At 56.0% G+C, this 22,284-nt stretch carries 13 protein-coding genes; 3 read left to right on the top strand and 10 right to left on the bottom strand.

What is annotated here, in order from left to right; translation table 11 throughout:
* Positions 1-80 precede the first annotated feature (80 nt).
* Complete coding sequence (locus ACQ66Q_RS18375) at positions 81-2,000, top strand: sialate O-acetylesterase (RefSeq protein WP_430458106.1); 1,920 nt, start codon at positions 81-83, stop codon at positions 1,998-2,000.
* Between the two features lie 52 nt (positions 2,001-2,052).
* Here ACQ66Q_RS18375 and ACQ66Q_RS18370 read toward each other — a convergent pair whose 3' ends face one another.
* The 5 genes from ACQ66Q_RS18370 to ACQ66Q_RS18350 all read right to left on the bottom strand — a co-directional run bounded on the left by ACQ66Q_RS18370 (position 2,053) and on the right by ACQ66Q_RS18350 (position 9,490).
* Positions 2,053-2,772 carry a DUF6445 family protein gene (locus ACQ66Q_RS18370; RefSeq protein WP_430458105.1) on the bottom strand — a complete coding sequence of 240 codons (720 nt, stop codon included), beginning with the start codon at positions 2,770-2,772 and terminating at the stop codon, positions 2,053-2,055.
* A gap of 71 nt (positions 2,773-2,843) precedes the next feature.
* On the bottom strand, positions 2,844-4,346 hold the full coding sequence (locus ACQ66Q_RS18365) for a tryptophan halogenase family protein (protein ID WP_430458104.1): 1,503 nt from the start codon (positions 4,344-4,346) through the stop codon (positions 2,844-2,846).
* A 24-nt stretch (positions 4,347-4,370) separates the two neighbouring features.
* Positions 4,371-5,477 carry a cupin-like domain-containing protein gene (locus tag ACQ66Q_RS18360; protein WP_430458103.1) on the bottom strand — a complete coding sequence of 369 codons (1,107 nt, stop codon included), beginning with the start codon at positions 5,475-5,477 and terminating at the stop codon, positions 4,371-4,373.
* Between the two features lie 23 nt (positions 5,478-5,500).
* A complete protein-coding gene (locus tag ACQ66Q_RS18355; protein ID WP_430458102.1) occupies positions 5,501-6,295 on the bottom strand; it encodes a SapC family protein in 795 nt (264 codons plus the stop codon).
* 111 nt (positions 6,296-6,406) lie between these two features.
* Positions 6,407-9,490 carry a TonB-dependent receptor gene (locus ACQ66Q_RS18350; protein WP_430458101.1) on the bottom strand — a complete coding sequence of 1,028 codons (3,084 nt, stop codon included), beginning with the start codon at positions 9,488-9,490 and terminating at the stop codon, positions 6,407-6,409.
* Positions 9,491-9,961: 471 nt separating this feature from the next.
* Between ACQ66Q_RS18350 and ACQ66Q_RS18345 the strand changes: the two genes are divergently transcribed.
* Positions 9,962-12,667, top strand: coding sequence for a family 16 glycosylhydrolase (locus ACQ66Q_RS18345; protein ID WP_430458100.1), 2,706 nt, complete (start codon positions 9,962-9,964; stop codon positions 12,665-12,667).
* Between the two features lie 124 nt (positions 12,668-12,791).
* Positions 12,792-15,746, top strand: a complete 2,955-nt coding sequence (locus ACQ66Q_RS18340) for a TonB-dependent receptor (RefSeq protein ID WP_430458099.1) — start codon at positions 12,792-12,794, stop codon at positions 15,744-15,746.
* Positions 15,747-15,832: 86 nt separating this feature from the next.
* On the opposite strand, the gene ACQ66Q_RS18335 is transcribed toward ACQ66Q_RS18340, so the two are convergent.
* The 5 genes from ACQ66Q_RS18335 to ACQ66Q_RS18315 all read right to left on the bottom strand — a co-directional run bounded on the left by ACQ66Q_RS18335 (position 15,833) and on the right by ACQ66Q_RS18315 (position 22,229).
* On the bottom strand, positions 15,833-16,150 hold the full coding sequence (locus tag ACQ66Q_RS18335; protein ID WP_430458098.1) for a BON domain-containing protein: 318 nt from the start codon (positions 16,148-16,150) through the stop codon (positions 15,833-15,835).
* Between the two features lie 104 nt (positions 16,151-16,254).
* A complete protein-coding gene (locus ACQ66Q_RS18330; RefSeq protein WP_430458097.1) occupies positions 16,255-16,977 on the bottom strand; it encodes an ABC transporter ATP-binding protein in 723 nt (240 codons plus the stop codon).
* Entirely contained in the window at positions 16,970-18,241 is a 1,272-nt protein-coding gene (locus ACQ66Q_RS18325; protein WP_430458096.1) for an ABC transporter permease, read from the bottom strand. The genes ACQ66Q_RS18330 and ACQ66Q_RS18325 overlap by 8 nt, the downstream gene beginning before the upstream one ends.
* Positions 18,238-19,593 (bottom strand): efflux RND transporter periplasmic adaptor subunit, encoded by a 1,356-nt coding sequence (locus ACQ66Q_RS18320; protein WP_430458095.1) that lies wholly within the window; start codon positions 19,591-19,593, stop codon positions 18,238-18,240. Before ACQ66Q_RS18320 ends, ACQ66Q_RS18325 begins: the two co-directional genes overlap by 4 nt.
* The gene (locus tag ACQ66Q_RS18315; RefSeq protein WP_430458094.1) at positions 19,590-22,229 is read right to left on the bottom strand and encodes a cation-translocating P-type ATPase; all 2,640 of its coding nucleotides are present in this window, start codon (positions 22,227-22,229) and stop codon (positions 19,590-19,592) included. Before ACQ66Q_RS18315 ends, ACQ66Q_RS18320 begins: the two co-directional genes overlap by 4 nt.
* Positions 22,230-22,284 lie beyond the last annotated feature (55 nt).

The following is a 22,284-nucleotide window of genomic DNA, read 5'->3' as shown; positions in this document are numbered from 1 at the left end:
CCTTAACTGTCAAATGGCTTGACCTGCCGCGGGTACGTGGCAGTCTGGAGTTTTGTCCGATCTTGCCAAGGAACTGACTGATGCCAAAGCTGTTTTTGTCCGCCCTGCTCACTTTATTCATCACAGCCCCGCTGCAGGCGGACATCCGCCTGCCCAAACTCATCAGTGACCATCTGGTGTTACAAAGTGGTCAGCCGCTGCCGCTATGGGGTTACGCCGCACCGGGTGAACAGGTCACTGTCCGCCTGAATGACTCCGCTGCCGGCACAGTCACAACCGATGCAAACGGCCGCTGGCAACTGACTTTGCCACCGCAAGTGGCCGGTGGGCCGCATCTGCTGGAGTTTCAGGGTCAGAACCTGTTCAAAGTGCAGGATGTCTACTTCGGCGATGTGTTTGTCGCCTCCGGTCAGTCCAATATGGAACTGACGATGGCGCGGCTGGAAGAGGCCTATCCGGCGGACCTAGCGAGCGCCAACTATCCGCTGATCCGCCAGTTTAATGTGCCGCAACGCTATAATTTTAAAGCATCTCAGCAGGAGCTCCCTGAAGGGCAATGGCTGGTCGCCAGTCCAAAGACCATCCAGCATTTCTCCGCGCTGGCCTTTTATTTCGCCCGCGATTTACAAGCGCACAGTAAAACAGCCATTGGCATTTATAACGCCGCACTTGGTGGCTCACCGGTCGAATCATGGCTGGATGAGACGACACTGAAACAGTTTCCGGACGCTTATCAACTGGCGCAGATTTACAAAAGCGATGCGTTAATCCACGATATTGAAGCGGCAGATCAGGCCAAAAATGCCCGCTGGTATGGTGATTTACATAAAAATGACACGGGCCTGCATGCCAAAACGCCCTGGTATTCGCCGGCGCTCGATGACAGCAAGTGGGCGGATTTTACCGTGCCTGGCTTTCGGCAAGATGCCTTCACCGGCGTCTGGTGGTTGCGCAAAACCGTTCGCTTAACAGCAGAACAAGCCGCGCAGGCGCGGATTTTGCGGCTCGGATCTATCGTTGATGCCGAAGAGGTGTACGTCAACGGCAGTCAAATCGGCAATACCACTTATATGTATCCGCCGCGGCGTTATCCGCTGCCACAGGGCCTGCTTCAAGCCGGCGACAATCTGATTGCGGTTCGCGTCACGGTCACCAATGGCGCGCAGAACCGCAGTGGTTTTATCCCGGATAAACCTTATTGGCTCGGCACTGACAGCAATAAATTCGATTTAACCGGCCAGTGGAAAATGCAGACGTCGACGCCTGCCAAAGCGCTACCGATGGATGCTTTTATCCGCTGGAAGCCGCTTGGGCTCTATAACGCGATGATTGCGCCACTGCAAAAATTGCCGGTCAAAGCGGTGTTGTGGTATCAGGGCGAATCCAATGTTGGTGCCTATCCGCACTATGAACAGCGCTTTCGCGCCATGATCCGCCAGTGGCGGCTCCAGTGGCAGCAACCTGAGTTGCCGGTGTTATATGTGCAGCTGGCCAATTATCTGCCCAAACAGCCAAACCCGCAGCAAAGCAGTTGGGCTGGTCTGCGTGAAGCACAGGCCGCCGTGCTCACCGAACCGAAGACTGCCATGGTGGTCGCTATCGATACCGGCGAGTGGAATGACATCCACCCGGTCGACAAGCGCACACTCGGCAGCCGCATGGCGCTGGCAGCAAGGGCGGTGGTTTATGGCGAAAAAGTTGAATATCGCGGGCCTGTGCTGCATGGCTTGCAAGCTCAGGGCACATCGCTGCTGCTGAGTTTCCATCACACCGAGCACGGCTTGGTGCTGAAACCCGGCAAAGCCTTTGCCATTGCCGGCGCGGACGGCCAGTTTGTCTGGGCTGATGTTAGCCTAGAAGACGGCCAAATCCGCTTGTCTCATCCGCAAATCCCTGCCCCGACGCAAGTGCGTTATGGTCATGCCGACAATCCGGATGCGGTGCTCTACAACAGCGCCGGTCTGCCGGCATCGCCATTTAGCGCCCGGCTGGCAGAGTGATGGCTTGAGGTCCGCTGTTGGCTCTTTGCGACGGCCACTGCCGCGAACCGTCTTAGCCGCTAACACAGTCAATAAAACTGGAGATAGTCAGCCGGCCCTGCCGCGGATCTGGGGACAGTGGCGTGTCTGCGGTGACGATACCGCTATGCAGCAGGTGGCGCGGGTAGAAGATGATGCGGTTAAACACACCATGGGCGGCGCCGATTTGTTCAAATAACGCGGTGCTGCCCTGAATATAACCAGCATCGGCTTTGGGCAAATTGGGGCCGTCGTTTTCACTTTCTAACGCGCGGTAATAAGCCAGTTCCCGCTCGGGGGTAATGCATTCAAAACCAGTTTTACGGTGCCGGTAAAAAGCGGTACCGCTGGCACTGTTTGGCGTTGTCCCCTTGGCGTGAAACAGATAATGCACCGCGGCTAACGCATGCGGCGTGGTGGTATCAAAATGCGGAATGCGTTGCAGCAGTTTCAGTTGCGCTGCTGGTGTGGTGATCAGGGAAAAGTGACAGACTGACAAGCTCAATGTGCGGGCTGGCAGCTGAAAAAAATTAATCAGCGTCTGCTGTAAAGTGCCGAGCAATAGCTGACGATAAGCGGCGGGCGCTTCGGCGCGTACACCCGGGTAATACGGCGAATTCGCGACAAATTCAGCGCGGCATGCCGCATCGACCAGATGCTGTGGTTCTGCTACAAACTGATCGGCGATCAACACGGGCGTGCGCTCCGCACCAAAGCGCAAGGCACTGAGCTGCAGCGCCGGATGCAGCTGCAAAGCTGATGCCTGAACAGACTGATCCTTACAAGACTGAGCGCCAAAAGACCCTGTGTTCAAAGGCTGCGCCATCACTGCAAACCCGATGCGCAATAATGTGCAATAAATTCACGATGTGACGGCAGGCGTTCAACAGCACGGCCAATCGTGTCGCGGATTTGTTGCAGATGGCGGCTTAAATCCTGTGGCGGGATCTGCTGCACCAGCTGATGATAACTCTGCGGTTTTAAGCGCTGCCCGAGCAGTACATGAGTCCATGATTCCAGCCGGAACATCTCATCGCCGGTTTGAAAAGCCAGGGCGCTGTCGCGGAATAACTCAATCCGCTGCGCCAGACTGTCCGGCACTGTCATCGTGCGGCAATAGTCCCAGAACGGGCTGTCGCGCCGTTCGGTCTGATGATAATGCAGGATAATAAAATCGCGGATCTTCTCCAGCTCGCGCACCGACTGCTGGTTATACTCCGCCGCCAGCGCTGGCGTAACGCCGGCAAACGGAAACAGCCGCAGCAAACGGATCACGCTGTTCATAAACAGATAAATACTGGTCGATTCCAACGGTTCGATAAAACCACTCGACAGCCCCATCGCCACGCAGTTATTCAGCCAGACCTGTTTGCGTCGGCCGGTCTGATAGCTGATCACCCGCGGCTCCGTCAACGCCGGCGTTTCGAGACCATCGAGCAGGCGTTGCCGCGCCGCTTCGTCTGACAAAAAATCAGCGGCATAGACCAGACCATTGCCAACCCGGTGCTGCAGCGGGATCTTCCACTGCCAACCGGCGTCGTGCGCCATCGCGCGGGTATAAGGCGGCAAGGTCGCAGCGCTTTGTGTTTGCACCACCACGGCTTTATTGCACGGCAGCCAGTGATCCCAGCGTTCAAAGCCAGCATGCAGCGTTTGTTCAATCAGCAGCGCGCGAAAACCGGTGCAATCGATAAATAAATCGCCACTGACTTCCTGACCATCGTCCAGCACCAAACTACGGATATCGCCATTGGTATGCTGCGTCACCGTGTTGATTTTGCCTTCGATGCGCACACAACCGAGTTTTTCACTGAACTGGCGCAAAAACCGGGCATAGCGGCCGGCGTCCAGATGATAGGCATAACTGAGTAGCGGCGCCTCGCCCTGCCCCTGCGGTTTGGCGAACTTGTGCGCGCGGGCGGCCTGTAATTCAACACTATAATCGCCAAAAGGCGCATCAATGCCCTGAGTCAGACCATGCAGATAATAGTGCTGGAAATCGGCGAGAAAACTGCCTTTGCCGGTGGTGCCAAAAGGGTGAATGTAGCGATCGCCAACCTGCCCCCAGTTTTCAAACGAAATCCCCAGTTTAAAAGTGGCGTCGGTCGCACGCATAAACTCCTGCTCATCAATGCCCAGCAGGTTGTGAAACAAGGTCACCGGCGGGATCGTCGATTCGCCAACACCAACGGTGCCAATTTCCTCAGACTCGACCAGCACCACGTCGACCAGCCCCTGCAACCGTTTCGACAACGCCGCTGCGGCGACCCAACCGGCAGTGCCGCCACCGGCGATCACCACTTTTTTTACTGCACCTGAACTGGACATCTGCACTCCATTAAAAACCGGTATTCAGCGATTTAATCTGTTGATTAGCATGGCGCGTAATTGTCGCGCCATGCCTTCGTCTAAGTCTGCCAGCACGCCACGCGCTGCTGCCGGCAAATGCGCGCCAGCCTGCTGCGGGTCGTCAAACACATAAAAATTTAATAGTGCCTGCCAGCCGCGCCGTTCGTGCTCGGGTTTGTCGCGCAGGCACAGCAGCGCGTGGTACAGCAGATTCATGCCGGAGCCGGTATAACGCGGCGCACTGCTCCACCAATGGTTAATCAGGATATTAAAAGGCCCGGGAGCTTCGACCTGATGCCACCACATTGATGGCAAATACAAGGCGTCGCCGGGCGTCAAATCGGCGATTTGGCCAGCGGCCAGCGCTTTGGGGAAATTCGGGTATAAGGTCAGATCCGGTGCAGCAAAATCCACCATGCTGATGGCCTGGCCGCCCGGCGTTGGCTCCAGCGGGCCCGGATACAGGTTCGCCACCTGCTCCGGCGGAAACAAGGTAAAACGCCGCTTCCCGCGCACGCAGCAAGCCAGATTGTCCGACGCATCATAATGACAGGCCGCCAGACTTTGGTTGCCAAGCCAGATGCTGACGCGGTCTGGCGAGACGCGATCCGGCTCAGTCGCAAATGCTGCTTCTGTTTTGGGTATCGCCACACTGTGGCTGTCCTGTAAGCCGGGGAAATGGCTTTGCAGCAGATTGGAAGCAATATAAACCGAAGGCGCGGCGGCCGGATCCGGCAACTGCAGCGCATCGAGTAGTTGCGTCAACACGGCATCGACCTGACCGAGCTGAGTGTCGTAATTCAGTGCGGTGCGGCTTTCATTGTAAAAATAACGGCCGCGTTGCCCGGCGGCGCCCTGGTAGATCTGAGTCGGCCGGCCATTATAAAAACCAAGCAGATACTCCGCGCAGGCTTTGGCATTGTTTACAGCTGTGTCTGCTTCCTGCAGGCTCAGCTGTGTCAGTGGCCAGTGCAGCACCAGCCCGCGCAGGATCAATGGCGCTTTGGCTGCGGCTATCACTTCGGCAAAATCAGCCGGTAACTGACCGGCAGTGCACTGCACTTCAGCAGTGCGTTGCTGAATTCCGCTCGCGACATACAACTCGGCCATCTGCTCCTCCTTTTGCTACCGGCTCAGAGTTGCTGCTGGCGCAGCCGCTGATTTTTCCGATCCACTAACTGCTGAATATTCGACAAGGAACTTAACTGCGCATACAGCAGTGGCAAAAAGCCGGACTGATTGAGCCGTTGCAGATCAGCACCGCCAAGTGCAGCCAGCCGTGCGCTGCTGATGCTGTAATTACCGGTCAGCCGGTGTTTTTCGCCATTTTCCAGCGAAAATTCAATATTCAGTGGTTCGATTAAATCCAGCTGCTGCAGTGCCTGAAACAATACCGGCGCTAACGCCAGGCTGTGCTGAATTTGCTGCAACCGGCCAGAGATATACTGCAGATAAGGGCTGGCGCCACCTTGCGGTAAAAACAATGGCAGTCCTGCAACAGCGCGAGTCACTTTCGGATGCTCAACATCGATATGCACCACGGCATCACGCGGATCGGGTTGCTGCTGCTCAGTGACCAGCATGCCACCCGGGCGCTGAAAACCAATTAAAAACGGGCCTTTTTCGGCCGCCAGCGGAATATAACGGGCATCCCAGCCATTCGCGGTTGGATGTTGCGTTGGCGCTGTGGTTAAAAACAGATTTTCATCGGGGGCAAATCCAAGCAGCACCACCGCCTGAAAGCGCGGCTGTTGCGCAGCCGGATCCGCGACCGCACGCAGTAAAATCGGATAGTTTTTTTGCAGTTCAGTCCATTCCAGCGCAAAGGCCGGTAATACAGCGACCGCATCACCAAAGTTGCCGGCGAACTGATGCAGCACGCGCAAGTCCTGATGGTCGATATTATTCAGTAACATATGTCTGGTCATCAGCAAATCCCGGTCAGACAGCAGAAACGGCAACAGCCGGTGCCTCGATCGACAGGCCGGCTGTTGCTTCCCCCCGTTGCCTGCCCTACCGGGCAGCAACAGGTTTTAGTCTCAGAACTCGTAACGCATGCCAACCTGATAACGCGCATCAAGGTCAGTTAAATACCACAACATGGATTCGTTCCGGGCATGCGAACGGCTGTTCTCGCCGGTCAGGTTCAGACCTTCAACAAACACTGTCATCTTATCGTTGACATCGTAACTGAGGTTGACGTCAAGCTGCCAGTAGTCCTCTTCAAAGCGTGGGTTGTTGGAACCACCTTTGTTGACTTCTGCGAGGTATTTGTCACGCCAGTTCCACGCCACTCGGGCCTGCCAGCCATCTTTTTCGTAAATACCAATCAGGTTGGCAGTATCGCTAAGGCCGATCAGGGCAAACTGCGATTCCGCCGGATTGGCATTCACGTCAAAGCCGACGTCGCCGCGCACAATGGTGTAGTTCGCCTGCACACCAAAACCAGTTTCACCAAAGAAGTGCTGCACCGCTAGTTCGCTACCGTAGATCTTGGCGGATCTGTTGTTATCCGGCGTGTTGGTGCGGAACGTCATTTCCGGGTCATCACTGGTCGCGACTAAATCAAAGCCAGGGTTGTTGGCAAGGAAATCAATCTGTGCCTGGGTTGCAGTGAACTGTGGATTGGCGCCATATTTTGCAATCATATCCGGATGAGTACGGAACTGGGTGAACACCATCATCGCGTACAGATAAGTATCATCCTGTGGCAAACCGGCTGCGCGCAACGCCTGAATCGCTGATAATGCGCGTGGACCTGCCGTCACATCACGAATACCCAGCAATTTCTGGTCAACCTGCTTACTACCGATAAAGTTCACCACGTCTTTCTGGAACACACCGGCCGACACATAGCTGGCATCGTTGTAATACCATTCCAGCGATAAATCGTAGTTCGATGATTCCAGCGGTAATAATGCCGGGTTCGACGCATTCGCGGTCGGCTGCGCGCCAAACAGCGTAGAGCCGCCGCCACCACCGAAGTTCGATGCCGACACGCCGAGGCTGCCTAAACCAGCCCGCGCAATGGTTTTGCTAAACGAGAACCGGCTGATTAAGTCGTCATCCAGGTGCAGCGTTAAGTCGAAACTCGGCAACAGGTGGTCATAGTCATTTTCAGCACTGAATGGCGCTGCCGGCTTGCTGCCGTCGACATAAGATATGATGTCGTTGTTATCTTCCCAGCGGAAATACACTGAGTTCACCAGCGAGCTGGACTCAGACTCGGTTTTTTCGTAACGCAGACCGGTTAACACATCAAACGGCATCTTGCCGAGTTCACCATTCATCGACAGCTGGAAATATGCTGCCATGGTGTCTTCTTTGACGATGTTGTCAGACGACAAGGATTTTTCTGCCGATGTTGGGATCTTCGGATACAACTTCAACGCCGCGTCATACAAAGCCATTGGGTTAGCGATAAAGCCATAACCACCGGATCTTGGGCTGTAATCTTTAAATTCGCCCGGTAAATCAAACGGCTGGATTAAAGCGCCAAATTCACCCGGATTACCGACGTTCCAGTTACCCAGCGCAATGTTATTGCCTGCAGTCTGGATCGAACGCGATTCCATCGCACGGGTTTCTACACCGAAATCAAAACGACCGCCTTCAAGCTCATAGAGAAAATCGAGTTTGACCTGCTGAATATCGCTTTCCTGACTGGCGTTACGAATACGCGCAATCGATGAGCCGACGTCACCGGCATCAACCATGCCATTGGCATTGGCGCCTTTGCCCGGTACTTTGTCGTTGTAGACGTTTTGGTAGGTCGGCAGATCGGCGCCCCAGAACCATTCGCGCGACGTGACAATTGGCGCACCTAAACCAACCGCAAGTTCACCAGAGCCACGTGGGCCTGTGCCGCGGCTATACATGTTCGAGTCGTGCGCATCGAGCACAATAGTCAACTCGTCGTTGTATTCGTAAGCAAGATTAACGCCTAAGGATTTCAGTGTGTTGGTCTGCTCGCGCCACTGTTGCTCGTAACCTTCGTCGACCGCACCTGAGTATTCTTCTTTGATGTAACTTGGGGTTTTCACCAGATTGTTATCAAATTCAACAATCTTGGTGTTGCTGCCGGTTTGCACCCAGTTGGTAATTTCACCGCGGTGTTCAACCAGGTTGTTTTCGGCGTAGGTATAGTCGCCGGTCATGCTCAGTTTGTCAGACGGTTTGAACTGTAACGTCAGCTGGCCATTGTCACGCTTGCGCTGTGAATCAGAAAAAGCATAACGGATATCGTTCGGGCGCGCGTAAAGCTGGCCTTGGGCCGGTGCATTTTTCACTGTCGTTGCGGTGTTGTTCCACAAGCGGTTTAAGTCGGCCACGTCATCCCAATAATCGACCTGCCAGTCGTTGACGGTGGCGCCGGTATAACCAGAATCCCGTTCCTGATGGCTGGCTGTGATGCTGACGCCGAATTTACCATCGTCGGACGCCTGACTGAAAATACCGGAAATTTCCGGCGTGATGTCGTCGCCGGCGCGGTTGGTGGTGTCATGCGCCGCTTTCACGCCAATGCTGGCGATGTCGTCTTTGCGCTCGAGTGGCCGTGAGGTTTTCACGTTGACCGTCGCACCGATCCCGCCGGTGGCGATATTGGCTTTACTGGTTTTATACACTTCAACGCCGCTGATACTTTCTGATGCCAGGTTCGAGAAGTCAAAAGCACGGGCACTACCGCCGCGTGTTGTACCGTCCGCACCGGAACCAGCGCCGTAAGTGGTGGCTGACGGCATAGTACGGCCGTTCAGCGTCACCATATTGTTGTCGCCACCGAAACCACGCACTGTCACTTCAGCGCCTTCACCGTTGGTGCGGCTGATTGACACGCCGGTGATCCGCTGCAGTGATTCAGCCAGGTTGGTGTCGGGGAATTTGCCGATGTCTTCGGCCGAGATGGCGTCGACGACGCCCATCGATTCGCGTTTGATGGCGGTGGCTTGTTGCAGGCTGCCGCGCATGCCACGCACCTGGATCACTTCGATGTCGCTGGTTTCAGCTTTTTTATCGGCTGCCGGTGCTTGCTGGGCATAAAGTGGCAGCGCCGCAGTTCCGGTCAGCAGCAGGGTTACAGCCCTTGCTACCGCGGTTCTGGTGAATGTTTTTTTATTGTGCATCTATCCGTTCCCTATTGATTTATTGTGAGTCAGTCAACTCAAACCACTGGTCAGTAAGTGTGGATACGACTGTAATTGTTAGATAATGACCATCGGTTCGGGGTGTGGGATTGCAGTATCTTTTACCTGTACTTCTTAATCAGACGGATCTGTCCCACCCAAAACATTCTAGAGAGGAAGCTCCTCGAAAGTGTTTGCCAAAATGCGTTACCTTTTTGCTTTTTTTGTTTTATTCAGCCACCGGTGGCAGAACAGTTTATAGCAAAATGTGCTGGTTTTTGCGACGAAACTGACCACAGTTGGTTGACGGCAATGCATTTCAGCAATAGCCTTCTGTAAGCGCTTTCAGAAAGCGCTTACAGCAAATTGCACGCAACACAAAAAGATAAAAACAAACTGAGGCGTGGCTGGTCGGTTGTTATTCAGCCGCCGAACCACATCAGCAGTTCACCAGTTAACAGGACAAGCACAATGAACAAACGACACCCGCGAATGACGCCGGCGCGCACGTTGACACTGACAGGCGGCCTGTCCGGCGCCCGGCTCAGTAAAACGCTGTTTTGCTCGGCACTGCTTAGCAGCACGCTGCTGACCGGCTGCGGCGGCGACACCGCCACCCAGACTGATCTCAGCAAAACCGAAACCAGCAAACCAGCCACCGGCTGGAATTTAGTCTGGAGCGACGAATTCGACGGCCAAAGTATCGATAGCAATAAATGGAACTTTGAAGTGAACTGCGCCGGCGGCGGCAATAACGAAAAACAATGTTATACCGCGGACAAAGCCAACGCCTTTACCAGTGGCGGCATGCTGAATATTGTGGCGAAACCAGCCGCAGCAGGTGCTGAAAAACCTTATACCTCGGCCCGTATCACCACGAAGAAAAAAGCTGATTTTAAATATGGTCGCTTTGAGATGCGCGCCAAACTGCCATCAGGTCAAGGCGCCTGGCCAGCATTCTGGATGATGCCAACCGATTCTGTGTATGGCGATTGGCCACGTTCCGGCGAAATTGACATCATGGAAGCGGTGAACCTGAAGGTCAAAGACGCCAAAGGCAACGTCGAATCCAATGTGCACGGTACGCTGCATTACGGTAAACCCTGGCCGAATAACAGCAGCTCCGGCAAAAACTATGCACTGCCTGGCGGTAAAAATCCGGCTGACGACTTCCATACCTATGCGGTGGAATGGCAACAAGGCGAGGTCCGCTGGTACGTAGACGATTACCTCTATGCCACGCAGCGTCAATCCGAAGTGCGTTATAACAGCAAAGATCAGGCGGTGGGCCTGAAACATCGCGGCTGGTTCACTGAATATTTTGACCAGACCAGCGGTAAGTTAAATACCTATTGGACCAGTGCACCTTTTGATCAGAAATTCTTCCTGATCCTGAACTTCGCAGTCGGCGGTAACTGGCCGGAAAACGTCAATAACAAAGGCATCGACGCAGCAGCTTTTGCCAACGGCCAAAGCTTTGTCGTTGATTACGTCCGCGCCTATCAATGCGCCGCTAATCCGGACACCGGCAAAGGCTGTGAAACGATACGGCCTGGTTATGACAAAACCAGCGACGCTTTAGTCGAAGGCAAAGCGCCCATTCCGGTTCCACCATCAGATGGTGTAGCTCGCAATCTGGCTATTTTTGACAATGCCGAAAATCCAAGCTGGCCAGGCTGGGATTGCTGCGGTGGCAGCAAGCCAACAGTGGTCAATGACAATCAGCGTGGTGGCGTGATGGAATTCCGCGTCGGTGGAGCCCCTACCGTCAACGGTTTTATCAGCCGCGCGGAATTTATCAAAGATCCGGCCGGTACACCGTCACCGTTTGACGCTTCGCCGCTGGCCAATACCGGCAGCTTAAGTTTCGCCATGAAAGCCGTGTCGCTGCCGAACAACGCTGCAGCTGTGTGGAAATTGAAAGTTGAAAGTAACAACGCCGCCAGTGCGGTAGAAATGGACTTAACCGCGAGCAATGAAGGCAAAGCGCCGGCCGCCGGTGTCTGGCAAACCTACACCTTTCCGCTGAAAAAACTGGCCGATGCCGGCCTCGATTTATCATCGATTGATGTGGTGATGATTTTCCCAATCTGGGGCTCAGGCGAAGGCGCCGTGTATCAGGTGGATGATGTCAAAATCGCCGGCCCTGGCAGTGCTGCCCCGTCCTTAACCCTGTTTAAGGACAGTCAGAATCTGGACTGGCCAATGTGGGATTGTTGTGCCGGCAGTAAACCAACTGAACAGCTGGACGACGCTGCACATGGCATGACCGCTGAATTTACTATTGGCGGCGCACCAACGGTGATGGGCTTTATTACGCGCCCCAGCAATAACGGCGGCAACAAACCTTTTGATGCCAGCGCTATTTTGGCCAAAGGCGTGGTGAAGTTTGACCTCAAAGTTGTCAACGCGCCCAGCGATCCGGCCTCAGTGTGGAAATTTAAAGTCGAAGCCAATAACGCCGCCACCGCTGTGGAGTTGAATCTGACCGACAGTGTCGAAGGCAAAGCGCCGGTCACCGGCCAATGGCAAACCTACACGTTTAAACTCAGCGATTTAGCCGCAAAAGGTTTAGATGTCAGTGCCATCGACGTCGTGATGATCTTCCCGGCCTGGGGCACAGGCAATGGTGCCGTGTATCGTGTCGACAACGCCAGCATCGGCGAACCGGCTTTGCCGAGTAACAGCGGTCTGACACTGTTTGCCGACGCCGCGGCTGCCAACTGGTCGCTGTGGGATTGTTGTGGTGGCAGTAAACCAACGGTCGAAGACGACGATGCGGCACATGGCAAAACGGCCCAATACAAAATCGGTGGCCAACCAACAGTGATGGGCATCTTTGCCGCTGACGGCACTTATTTTGACGCCAGCAACATCCTCAACACCGCTGTGGTGAAATTCGAGATGAAAGTCGTCACACCGCCAAGTGACAGCAGCGCTGACTGGCTGTTTAAGATTGAAGCCAAAGACGCTGCCAGTGCCGTTCAGCTGAAACTGAGCGAAAGCCTCGAAGGCAAAGCACCGGTGGTTGGTCAGTGGCAAACCTACAGCTATCGCTTAAAAGATTTGGCCGACAAAGGTCTGGACGTCAGTGCTATCGACATCGTGATGGTATTCCCGGCCTGGGGCCAGGGTAATGGCGCTGTATACCGGCTCGACAACGTTCAGATCAAATAAGCATGCAAATTAAATGCGTTTACAGATCAAATAGTTGAACTAGAAACACCTGATCATTAAACAGATCACAGTCACCCGGCCCGCTGTCGTGTCGCCGCCGGGTGCAGTGAAAACAGGATTGCGTATGAACAAAACAATGTTTAGTAAAACCAAGCTCGCCAGCGCGATACTGCTGACGCTCGGCGCCGGCTTGCCGGCTTATGCCGCACAGCAGCAAACGGCCGCCAGCGCTGCAGAAGAAAAAGTAGAAGTGATTGAAATCAAAGGTATTCGCGGCAGTTTAATCCGCTCGATGGATATCAAACGCGAAGCCAATGGTGTGGTTGATGCGATTTCCGCTGAAGAGATGGGGAAATTCCCGGATACCAACCTGGCTGAATCGCTGCAGCGGATCACCGGCGTGTCGGTCAGCCGCGCCAATGGCGAAGGCAGTCAGATCACGGTACGCGGTTTTGGCCCGGATTTTAACCTGGTGACGCTGAATGGCCGGCAAATGCCGGGCACCGGCTATACCCGTTCTTATAGTCTGGAAAACTTATCCTCCGAAGGCGTCAGTGCGCTGGAAGTTTACAAAACCGCCCGCGCCTCCAACCCGAGTGGTGGTTTAGGCGCGACCGTCAATATAATCACCAGCCGGCCGCTGCAAAAACCGGGGTTACATGCTTCTGCTACTGCGAAAGCCATTTACGACAGCTCGAATGAGATTGGCGATGATGTGACGCCGGAACTGGCGACAGTGCTGAGTTCGACGATGTTTGACGACAAAGTCGGTCTGGCGTTGTCTTTGTCGCATCAGGAACGCGACTTCCAGAAGCAACAAGCCAACGTGCAAGGCTGGCAGGCCAATGTGGCGCTGCCAACGCTAGCAGCAGATAAAGTCAAAGACGCCCGCCCGGTCGGCGCGGACGGCAAACCAACCGGCAATTATTATTTTGCCAAAGACATGAACTACAGCATTGAAGACGTACAACGTGAGCGCAGCAACGGCCAGCTGACGTTACAGGTGCGGCCAATTGACGCCTTTACCGCAACCATCGACTACACCGCATCGCGCGCCATCACCGGCAGCCAGAGTATCGGCTGGGGCATCTGGAACGAGTTTGGCGGCAACATCAACGGCTATGAATTAGACGCCAACGGCACAGCCCTGTACGCCGATATCAGCGGCAACGACGGCTCGTTCACTGCCAGCAAAGGCACCACCGAAGTCAAAGCGGCATCGGTCGGCGTGAACTTTGACTGGCAGGTGTATGACGCGTTGCAACTGACGCTGGATTACCATGACTCGGACAACAAAGCCGACAATGGCGCCGACAAAGGCCTCGGCAGCCAAGGCCAGGTCATTTTGGGTTCAGACCAGCTGCTGCGCAAAGTCTACGACTACCGCAGTGGTGAGATCCCGCAAGCGCTGGTGTACTGGAAAAACGGCACCACCACGCTGAACCCGGGTGAGATTGACTCGAACTTCAGCCAGTTTATTCATTCACCGGGCAAAGCCGAAATTCAGCAATGGCAACTCGATGGTAAATGGGACAATGATTTCTTCAAGTTCCCGCTGACCGATGTCGGTTTTGGTATTGCGCGCACTGACCAGACCATGGGCGGCCAACAAGGCTGGAGCGGTCTGCGTGGCGGCCCGGGCTTTAACCCGGCATATCCGCAGATTTTCCCGGATGCGATGTTTATCCGTCATAGCACAGCGAACTTCCTCGACCAGTTCGCCGGCGGTGGCAATAATCTGCAACCAAACTACTACTACAGCTATGACTTTGACGAAGCCGTTGCCCGCCAGCTGGCGTTCCTGACCAAAGCCGTCATGGGCGCCGATGAATATTCGATTGACCCGTACATCGATGGCATCGACAGCGAAAGCTATGTCAACGAAGTCACCGACAGTGTCTATTTGCAAGGCCGTTTTGATTTCACGCTGAAGGATATCCCGCTGCAACTGAATCTGGGCCTGCGCTACGAAGAAACCAGCGTCGACAGCACCGTGCGCCAGCGCGTCGAAACACAAGTGAACTGGGAAAGCCCGTCCGAATGGATCACGCAGTATCAGCAAGGCGGCACAGCCAACTTCCTGGCGCAGGAAGGCAAGCACGACGTGTTATTGCCGATGTTTGACCTCAAAGCCGAACTGCGTGAGGACTTAGTCGGTCGTTTCTCTTATGGCAAAAGCATCACCCGGGCACCACTGGGCTTTCTGGCCGGTGGCCGTAGCTTAAGTGGCAGTCCAAAACCAGATGCGCGCAGCGGTAGTCAGGGCAATACCAATCTGTTGCCGTTTGAATCGACCAACCTCGATCTGAGCCTGGAATATTATTACGCCGAAGGCAGTTATGCCGCCGTCGGTTATTTCCGCAAAGACGTCGATAACTTTATTCAGACGACTATCACCCAAACGACTATCGAAGGCCTGCGCGATATCCTGAACGGCCCGCGCTACAAAAAAGCCGTGGCCGACCTCGCGGCCCGTGGCGAGCAAGCCACCAGCAGCGCGATTTATGCGCAAATGCTGGCCAATGGCAATGGCAACGCACAAGGCAAAATTGAACCGGCAGCGGATGATCCACTGATGGTGTGGCAAATCAGCCAGCCGGCCAATACCGACAGTAAAGCAGTGGACGGGTTTGAAGTGGCCTTCCAGCATCTGCTCGGCGAAACCGGTTTTGGCCTTGGAGCCAACGCGACTTTTGTACAGGGTGATGTCGAATTTGACGTGATGAGCCTGAGCCAGCAAGCGCCGCTGACCGGTTTGAGTGACTCAGCCAACATGCAGCTGTTTTATGAAAAAGACGGTCTGTCAGTCAAAGTTACTTACGCCTGGCGGGATTCATACCTGATCGGCGTCGGTCAGGCGCAAGGCTCCAGCGATGCACCACCGCAATTTGCTGAAACCTTTGGCCAGTGGGATTTGAGCGTCAACTACGACATCCTGCCAGAACTGACCGTGTTCCTCGAGGGCATTAACCTGAACAACGAAACCGAACGGGGTTACGGCCGCTTCGAAGAGCAGTTCCTGTTTGCCCGCCAATACGGCCCGCGCGTGGCGCTGGGTGTGCGCTACCGCCTGGAATAACCAGGCAGTGGCAAAGAAAAAACGCGGCGAAAGCCGCGTTTTTTTTTCAGCGGCAACAGCTGCTGGGCTTTTCAGTCAAGGCGCGCTTATTCAGGTTTAATGGTCAACTCGTTGTGCACGGTATGCACGCCGGCAGCCCCTTTCGCCAGAGTGAGTGCGGTATCCATTTGACTCTGAGTCTCGACCACACCGACCAAACGGACATCGCCGTTGGTGGTCAGAATTTCAATATTCAGATTTTTCAGTACCGGGTCATTCATCAGCGCCATTTTTACCTGCGTGGTCACGTCCAGATCGACCACTTCCGTTTTTAGCGGCGGTGTTGGCGCCGGGTTACAACCGGCAAGAAGCGCTGCCGTCATAAACAGCAGACCGGTAAATTTGTATGAGCCATAAAGTTTCATTGGACTGTCCTTGCTTTGAGGTCGGCAGATCATCACCTGCCCTGCCCAGACTAGCGCCTGCAAATGCAAAGCTCGGTGCGCTGGCACGCCAGACTGCAACATCATCAAGTCCTGTCTGCCGCCGGTTCAGCAATAATCAGCCCATCCACCACGTTGATGGTTCTGTCGCACCGGCTGGCAAGCGCTTCGTTATGCGTCACAAACAACACTGCCATGCCGGCGCTACGGCTGATGTCACGTAACAGTGCAAACACCGCATCAGCACTGACCGTATCGAGGTTGCCGGTCGGCTCATCAGCCAATAACAACGCCGGTTGCATCGCCAGCGCCCGGGCTAAAGCCACCCGCTGCTGCTGACCGCCCGATAATTGGGTGGCAGGTTGTGCCAGATAAGCGTGCAGACCGACCTGATCCAACAGATCCGTGGCGCGCTGCACCATCTGCTGATTGACGGAGCCGGCGTCGGCCAGCATGGGCATCAACACATTTTCCAGCGCGGTAAAAGCGCTGAGCAAATGATGATACTGAAAGACAAAGCCAATCCGATGGCCACGCAATTGCGTCAACGCCCGGTCTGCCAAGCCCTGCGTCAGTTGACCGCAAATGGTGACAGTGCCGGCGGTAGGCCGGTCCAGCAGCCCGACAATATTCAGCAAGGTACTTTTACCGGAGCCTGACGGCCCGACGACGGCACAAAATTCGCCGGCGTGCAGTGTCAAATCGATACCATGCAGCACTTCCACCGCATTTGGCAGGTCAGCATTAAAGGTTTTACGCACGCCTTGCAGTTGCAGTACCAGCGCGGGCACATCGCCGGATTCAGCCACGAATAGCCACCACAGGGTCTAACCGGGCGGCCCGCAGTGCCGGGATAAATGCCGATACTAAACCCGTCAGCATCGACAGACCTAAGGCACTGATAAATAACACCGGATCGAAACTCAGCGGAAATAATGGCGTGCCATCGGCATTGCGTTGCAGTTGCTGCCACAGCAATAAACCGAGCGCGCCCAGCACGGCGCCAAGAACAGCACCGCCCAGCCCCAATACACCGCCCTGCAACAAAAACAGCCGCAGGATCTGGCCACGACTAATGCCCATCGCCCGCAGGATCCCAATCTCCCGCGACTTTTGTACCACCGAAACCACCAACACACTGGCGATGCCAAGTGCGACCGACAAAGCGACAAATAAACGGATCACGGTATTGGAACTCTGTTGGGCGCCGACCGCGACAAAAAACTGCGCGTTGGTGGCGATCCAGCTTTGTGCGTCGGTGCCGGTCGCGGCACGAATACGCAGCGCGATGGTTTCGGCGGCATAAATGTCCTGCACCGTCACATCCAGCACTGACACGCCGCCGACCAGACCGAGCAGACTCTGCGCAGTGCGCAGTGCAACAAAGGTCGTTCGGGCATTGGCGCCTTTATTGCCAAGGTCAAATATGCCGGTCACGCGTAAAATTGTGGCAGTGCCGGAAGCCGCAGTCACATGCAACTGATCGCCGGTGCTGACGCCCAGATCGGTCGCCAGCTCAGAGCCAATTAACATATCAGCCCCGGTCAGGCGCAAACTGCCGCTGATGATTTTGTCGGCCAGCGGCACTATCTGAAAATACAGTTCAGGTTTGATGCCAATCACTGAGATAGCCCGGCTGGTGTCACCACGCAGGATCAACCCGGCTCCGGTTGCCGCCGGCGACACCACCAGCACTTCAGGCATCCGGCTGATCTGCTGCGCAATGCTTTGCCATTGATCGATACTTTTCAGCCGTTGCAGCGGCGCCTGCACTATCGCGTCATACAACACAGTCGCCGCTGTACCGGCGTTTTTACCTTGCTGCGGCCGCACCACTTCTTTGGCTGGCAATAACTGAATATGGGCCTGCCCGGTCAGCACGCGCTGCATAAAATTGGCCTGAACGCCGACCAACAGTGCTGACATAAACACAATGACCGCCACGCCGAGCGCGATGCCACTGATGATAAATGCAGTTTGAATACGGCCTTCGCGTAAAAAACGCAACGCCACAATCCATTCAAAGGGTTGCCAGGACGGCAAGGTATAAGCAACCGCTCCGCTCTCTGTCATTTGCTGACACCTGCCACAGCTGGCAGTTGCCGGATGCGCTGGCCTGGCTGAATTTGGCCGTTACTGACCGGCACCAGCCAGTCTCCCGGCTGCAATCCGCTCAGCACTTCAGACCAGCCTCGACTGCGCAGGCCCAGCTGCACATCCTGCCGCCGCACCCGCCAGCCATCCAGTAACAGTACCCAAGGTGCGCGCGGATCGTTGTCATGCACGGCGCCAGCCGGTACCAACACCGCCTGTAGCCGCGATGCCACCACTATATCCACCGACACCGTCATGTCCTGGCGTAAATACGCCGGTGGCGTCGCGACCGCCAGTTTGACTTCAACCACGCCACGGCCGGCATCAATACCGGGATTGATGTAGGTCAGCATTGCCGGAAAAGAAACATCGGCGTAGGCGTCGGCCGATACCAGCGCCCGTTGGCCAAGCTGAAGTAAATGCAGGTTTTTCTCTTCAATCTGCACCACCAGTTGGGTGCTGGTCGAAGGCGCCAGCTGCATCAGCACCAGACCCGGCTGCACCACACTGCCGGGTTCGACCTGCCTTGAGATCAACACGCCGGCGACCGGCGCTGTTAGCCTGGTGTAAGACAACCGCGCCAGCGCCAATTGCAAGCTGGCCTGCGCCTGTTGCAAAGTCACCGCTGCCAGCTCAGCCTGACTGCCCTGCGCGCCCGTGCTGAGCAACTGCTGCCGAAAGCTGCTGACTTTACTGCGCGTCACTTGCTCCGCGCGCTGCGCTTCGTCGAGCACCGACTGACTGATCATGTTGTCGGCTTTTAATTCCTGCTGACGTTGCAAGATCCGCAGCGCTGCCCGTTGATTTGCCTCGGCCTCTTGCAAAGCCAGTGCCGCCACTGGCGCCTGAACTTCCTGCAATTGGCGTAACTGCGCCCGGGCCAGCGCTACGCTGGCTTGGGCTTGTGTCACCACCGCCTGTAATTCGCTGGCGTCCAGCTCAATCAGGATGGTATCCACGTCGACCTGTTGCCCTTCATCAACCGGCACCCGTGCCACCGTGCCGGTGATTTGCGCACCGACACTGACGCGGTGCGGTGATTCCACCCGCCCACTGGCAACCACCGACTGGACAAAATCCTGTTGCACCACCTGCAGCAACGCCACTTGCGGCCCGCGCAATAAACGCGGCCCCAACCAGATGATGGCGCCGATCAGCACCACAATCAGCAGTACACCACGCCCGTAACGCTGCACCAGCAGGCGCCAGCGCGCTGGCTGAGTATCTGCCGGCTCAACCGTCGGAACAAACGCTGTTGCAGCAGGCGGAGCAGCAGTCGTAGCAGCGCCGGGCGATTCCGCTGATTCCGTTGGGGCTGCTGGTTTGGTCATACGACGGGCTTTGCCGGCGCCACCGCACTGGTCCGGCGCAGCAATTCAAGCCACAGCAGCATCAGCACAGCGCCAACCGCGGCCACCATGAAATCGGTCCCGGCCGGCGTTATAGTCCCCATCACGGCCCCCAGCGGCCGCAACCACATCAGCAGACCCAGCAGCAGAATCATGACCAGCGCCAGCCGCACCACCCAACGATTCTGACTGAACAGCCCCGACAAGGCCGGACGCGCGCGATCACGATTAGCCAGGATCAGCAGAAACACACTTAGTAATAACATCAGCACAATCAGACTGCTGCTGCGCACACCGGCGCCGTGCCGGGCGAATAACCAGCCGTACATGCAGAGTAAAATCACCGCGATGCCAGCGCCCTGCAACAAGCCCTGCCCCAGTTGGCGCAGACTGAATGGCGAGGTGTGAAGATCCCGGGGTGGCCGTTGCATCAGGTCGGTGGCGCCGGGCTCGGCTTCAAAAATAATGGAGCAAGTCGGATTGATGATCAGTTCCAGCAACACGATATGCACTGGCAATAACAACGCCGGCCAGTGCAGGAAAGCCGGCACCAGTGCCAGCGCAATAATCGGCATGTGTACCGCAAAGGTAAATTGGGTGGCTTTACCGATGTTGTCATAAATGCGCCGGCCTTGTCGGATGGCGCTGACAATGCGGCTGAAACTGTCGTCGAGCAACACCAGCGCGGCCGCTTCGCGCGCCACATCGGTGCCACGTTGCCCCATGGCAATACCGATATCCGCCGCCTTTAACGCCGGCGCATCATTGACGCCATCGCCGGTCATCGCCACCACTTCGCCTTGCTGTTGCAACAGCGTCACCAGCCGCAACTTGTCGCTCGGTTGCAGTCGGGCACAGATATCGGTTTTCTGCAGCCGCGCGGTTAAGGCCGCGTCATCCAGCGCGGCAATGTCGGCGCCGGTCAGCACTTCCGGCCGCTCGGACAAGCCAATTTGAGCGGCGATCGCCCGCGCCGTGTCGGCATGGTCGCCGGTCAGCATCAGCAGCCGGATCCCGGCCTGACGACATTCCGCAATGGCAGCCGGCACTTCGGGCCTTGGCGGATCGGCCAGCGCAACCAGACCACAAAAGCTGAAATCAAACTGATGTTGGCTCTCAGGCCAGCCGCTGTCCCGGCCATTTTGTTGTTGCCACAGACCACGGGCCACGCCCAACACGCGCCAGCCGCGCTCAGCCATGGCGTGGACCTGCGTTTGGATCTGCACACACTGTGCCGGCGTTAAATGACAAAGGTCGGCAATCGCCTCCGGGGCGCCTTTCGCCGCCAGCAGATATTGCTGCGGGGTATTGCCGGCAAAAACTTTGGTCATCGCCAGAATATCGGCACTTAGTGGATACTCCCGTTCGGGTTGCCGGCCATCCCGCACATGTTCAGTACCGGCTAACCAACGATCACTGAATTGTTGAATGGCTTGTTCCATCGGATCAAAAGGATCGCCCGGCGTCGCCAGCATGGCGAATTCGGTCAGGCTGTGAAAAGTTTCCGGCAGCAACTTAGCCTCTGCCGGACTAAACAATTCAGCGCTGTCTTGCCCCGTTGGAATAGCCAGCGCAGCCACCTGCATCTGATTCAATGTCAAAGTGCCGGTTTTATCTACCGCCAACACCGACACCGCACCGAGCGACTCCACTGCCGCGACACGGCGCGTCAATACTTGTTGCTGTGCCAGACGCCAGGCGCCCATCGCCAAAAATACCGTCAGGATCACCGGAATTTCTTCCGGCAAAATCGCCATCGCCAGCGCAATTCCAGACAGCAAACTAGGCAACAGTGGCTGTTGGTCCCACCACCAGGTCAGCAACACCTGACAAAGGGCAATCACTAATGCCAGCGCACCGAGCCGGCGCACTAATTGGCCGGATGCAGTTTGCAGCACCGATGGCTGAATTTGGCTCTTCGCCAGATCTTTGCCGATCTGACCAACGGCAGTCGCTCCTGCCGTCGCATGCACCACGGCTTGCCCCAGCCCGCTGACGACCACAGTACTGGCAAACAATGTACTGACATCAGCAGCTGCCCCGGCAGAAGCTTGCACCGATACGCTGGCATCCTGGTGCTGCTGCCGGGTCATTTTCGATACCGGCATCGCTTCACCGGTTAACAGCGACTCATTGACGGCGAGTTGTCCCGATAACAACGTGGCATCGGCGGCGATCCGATCGCCTTCACGCAAAATGATGATATCGCCGCACACCAGATCGCGGGCAGCAATGCGTAGCGTCTGTTGATCCCGGATCACCAGCGCCCGCGGCGCCGACAAATCACGCAACGACTCCAGCGTGCGCTGCGTTTTGCGCTGTTCCAGCCAGGTCAACGCTATCACCAGCACGACAAAGCCAAGCAGCAATATCGCTTCGGTACGATCGCCCAGCGCGAAATAGATAGAGCCGGCGGCCAGTAACATCAGAAACATCGGCTCAGTCAGCACCTGGCGCAACAGCTGCAGATTCGATGTTGGAGCATTGCCGGGCAGCTCATTCGGACCGTCGGCCGCCAGTTTTAATGCGGCGGCTGCAGCGGACAGACCTGCCGCCGGGCTCGCTGCCTCCCTGTTTAACGCTGGCGGTTCAACCAGCTGATTTTGTGTCCTATGCATTGCCAACACCCCGCTGTAACAGCGCTGGTCAGCGTTGTTTTATGGCAACGATAAC

It is taken from the genome of Rheinheimera sp., assembly GCF_965283995.1.
Classification (GTDB): Bacteria; Pseudomonadota; Gammaproteobacteria; order Enterobacterales; family Alteromonadaceae; genus Pararheinheimera.
Note: the sequence above shows the minus strand (reverse complement) of the source record. Positions and strands in the feature narration are given on the sequence as shown.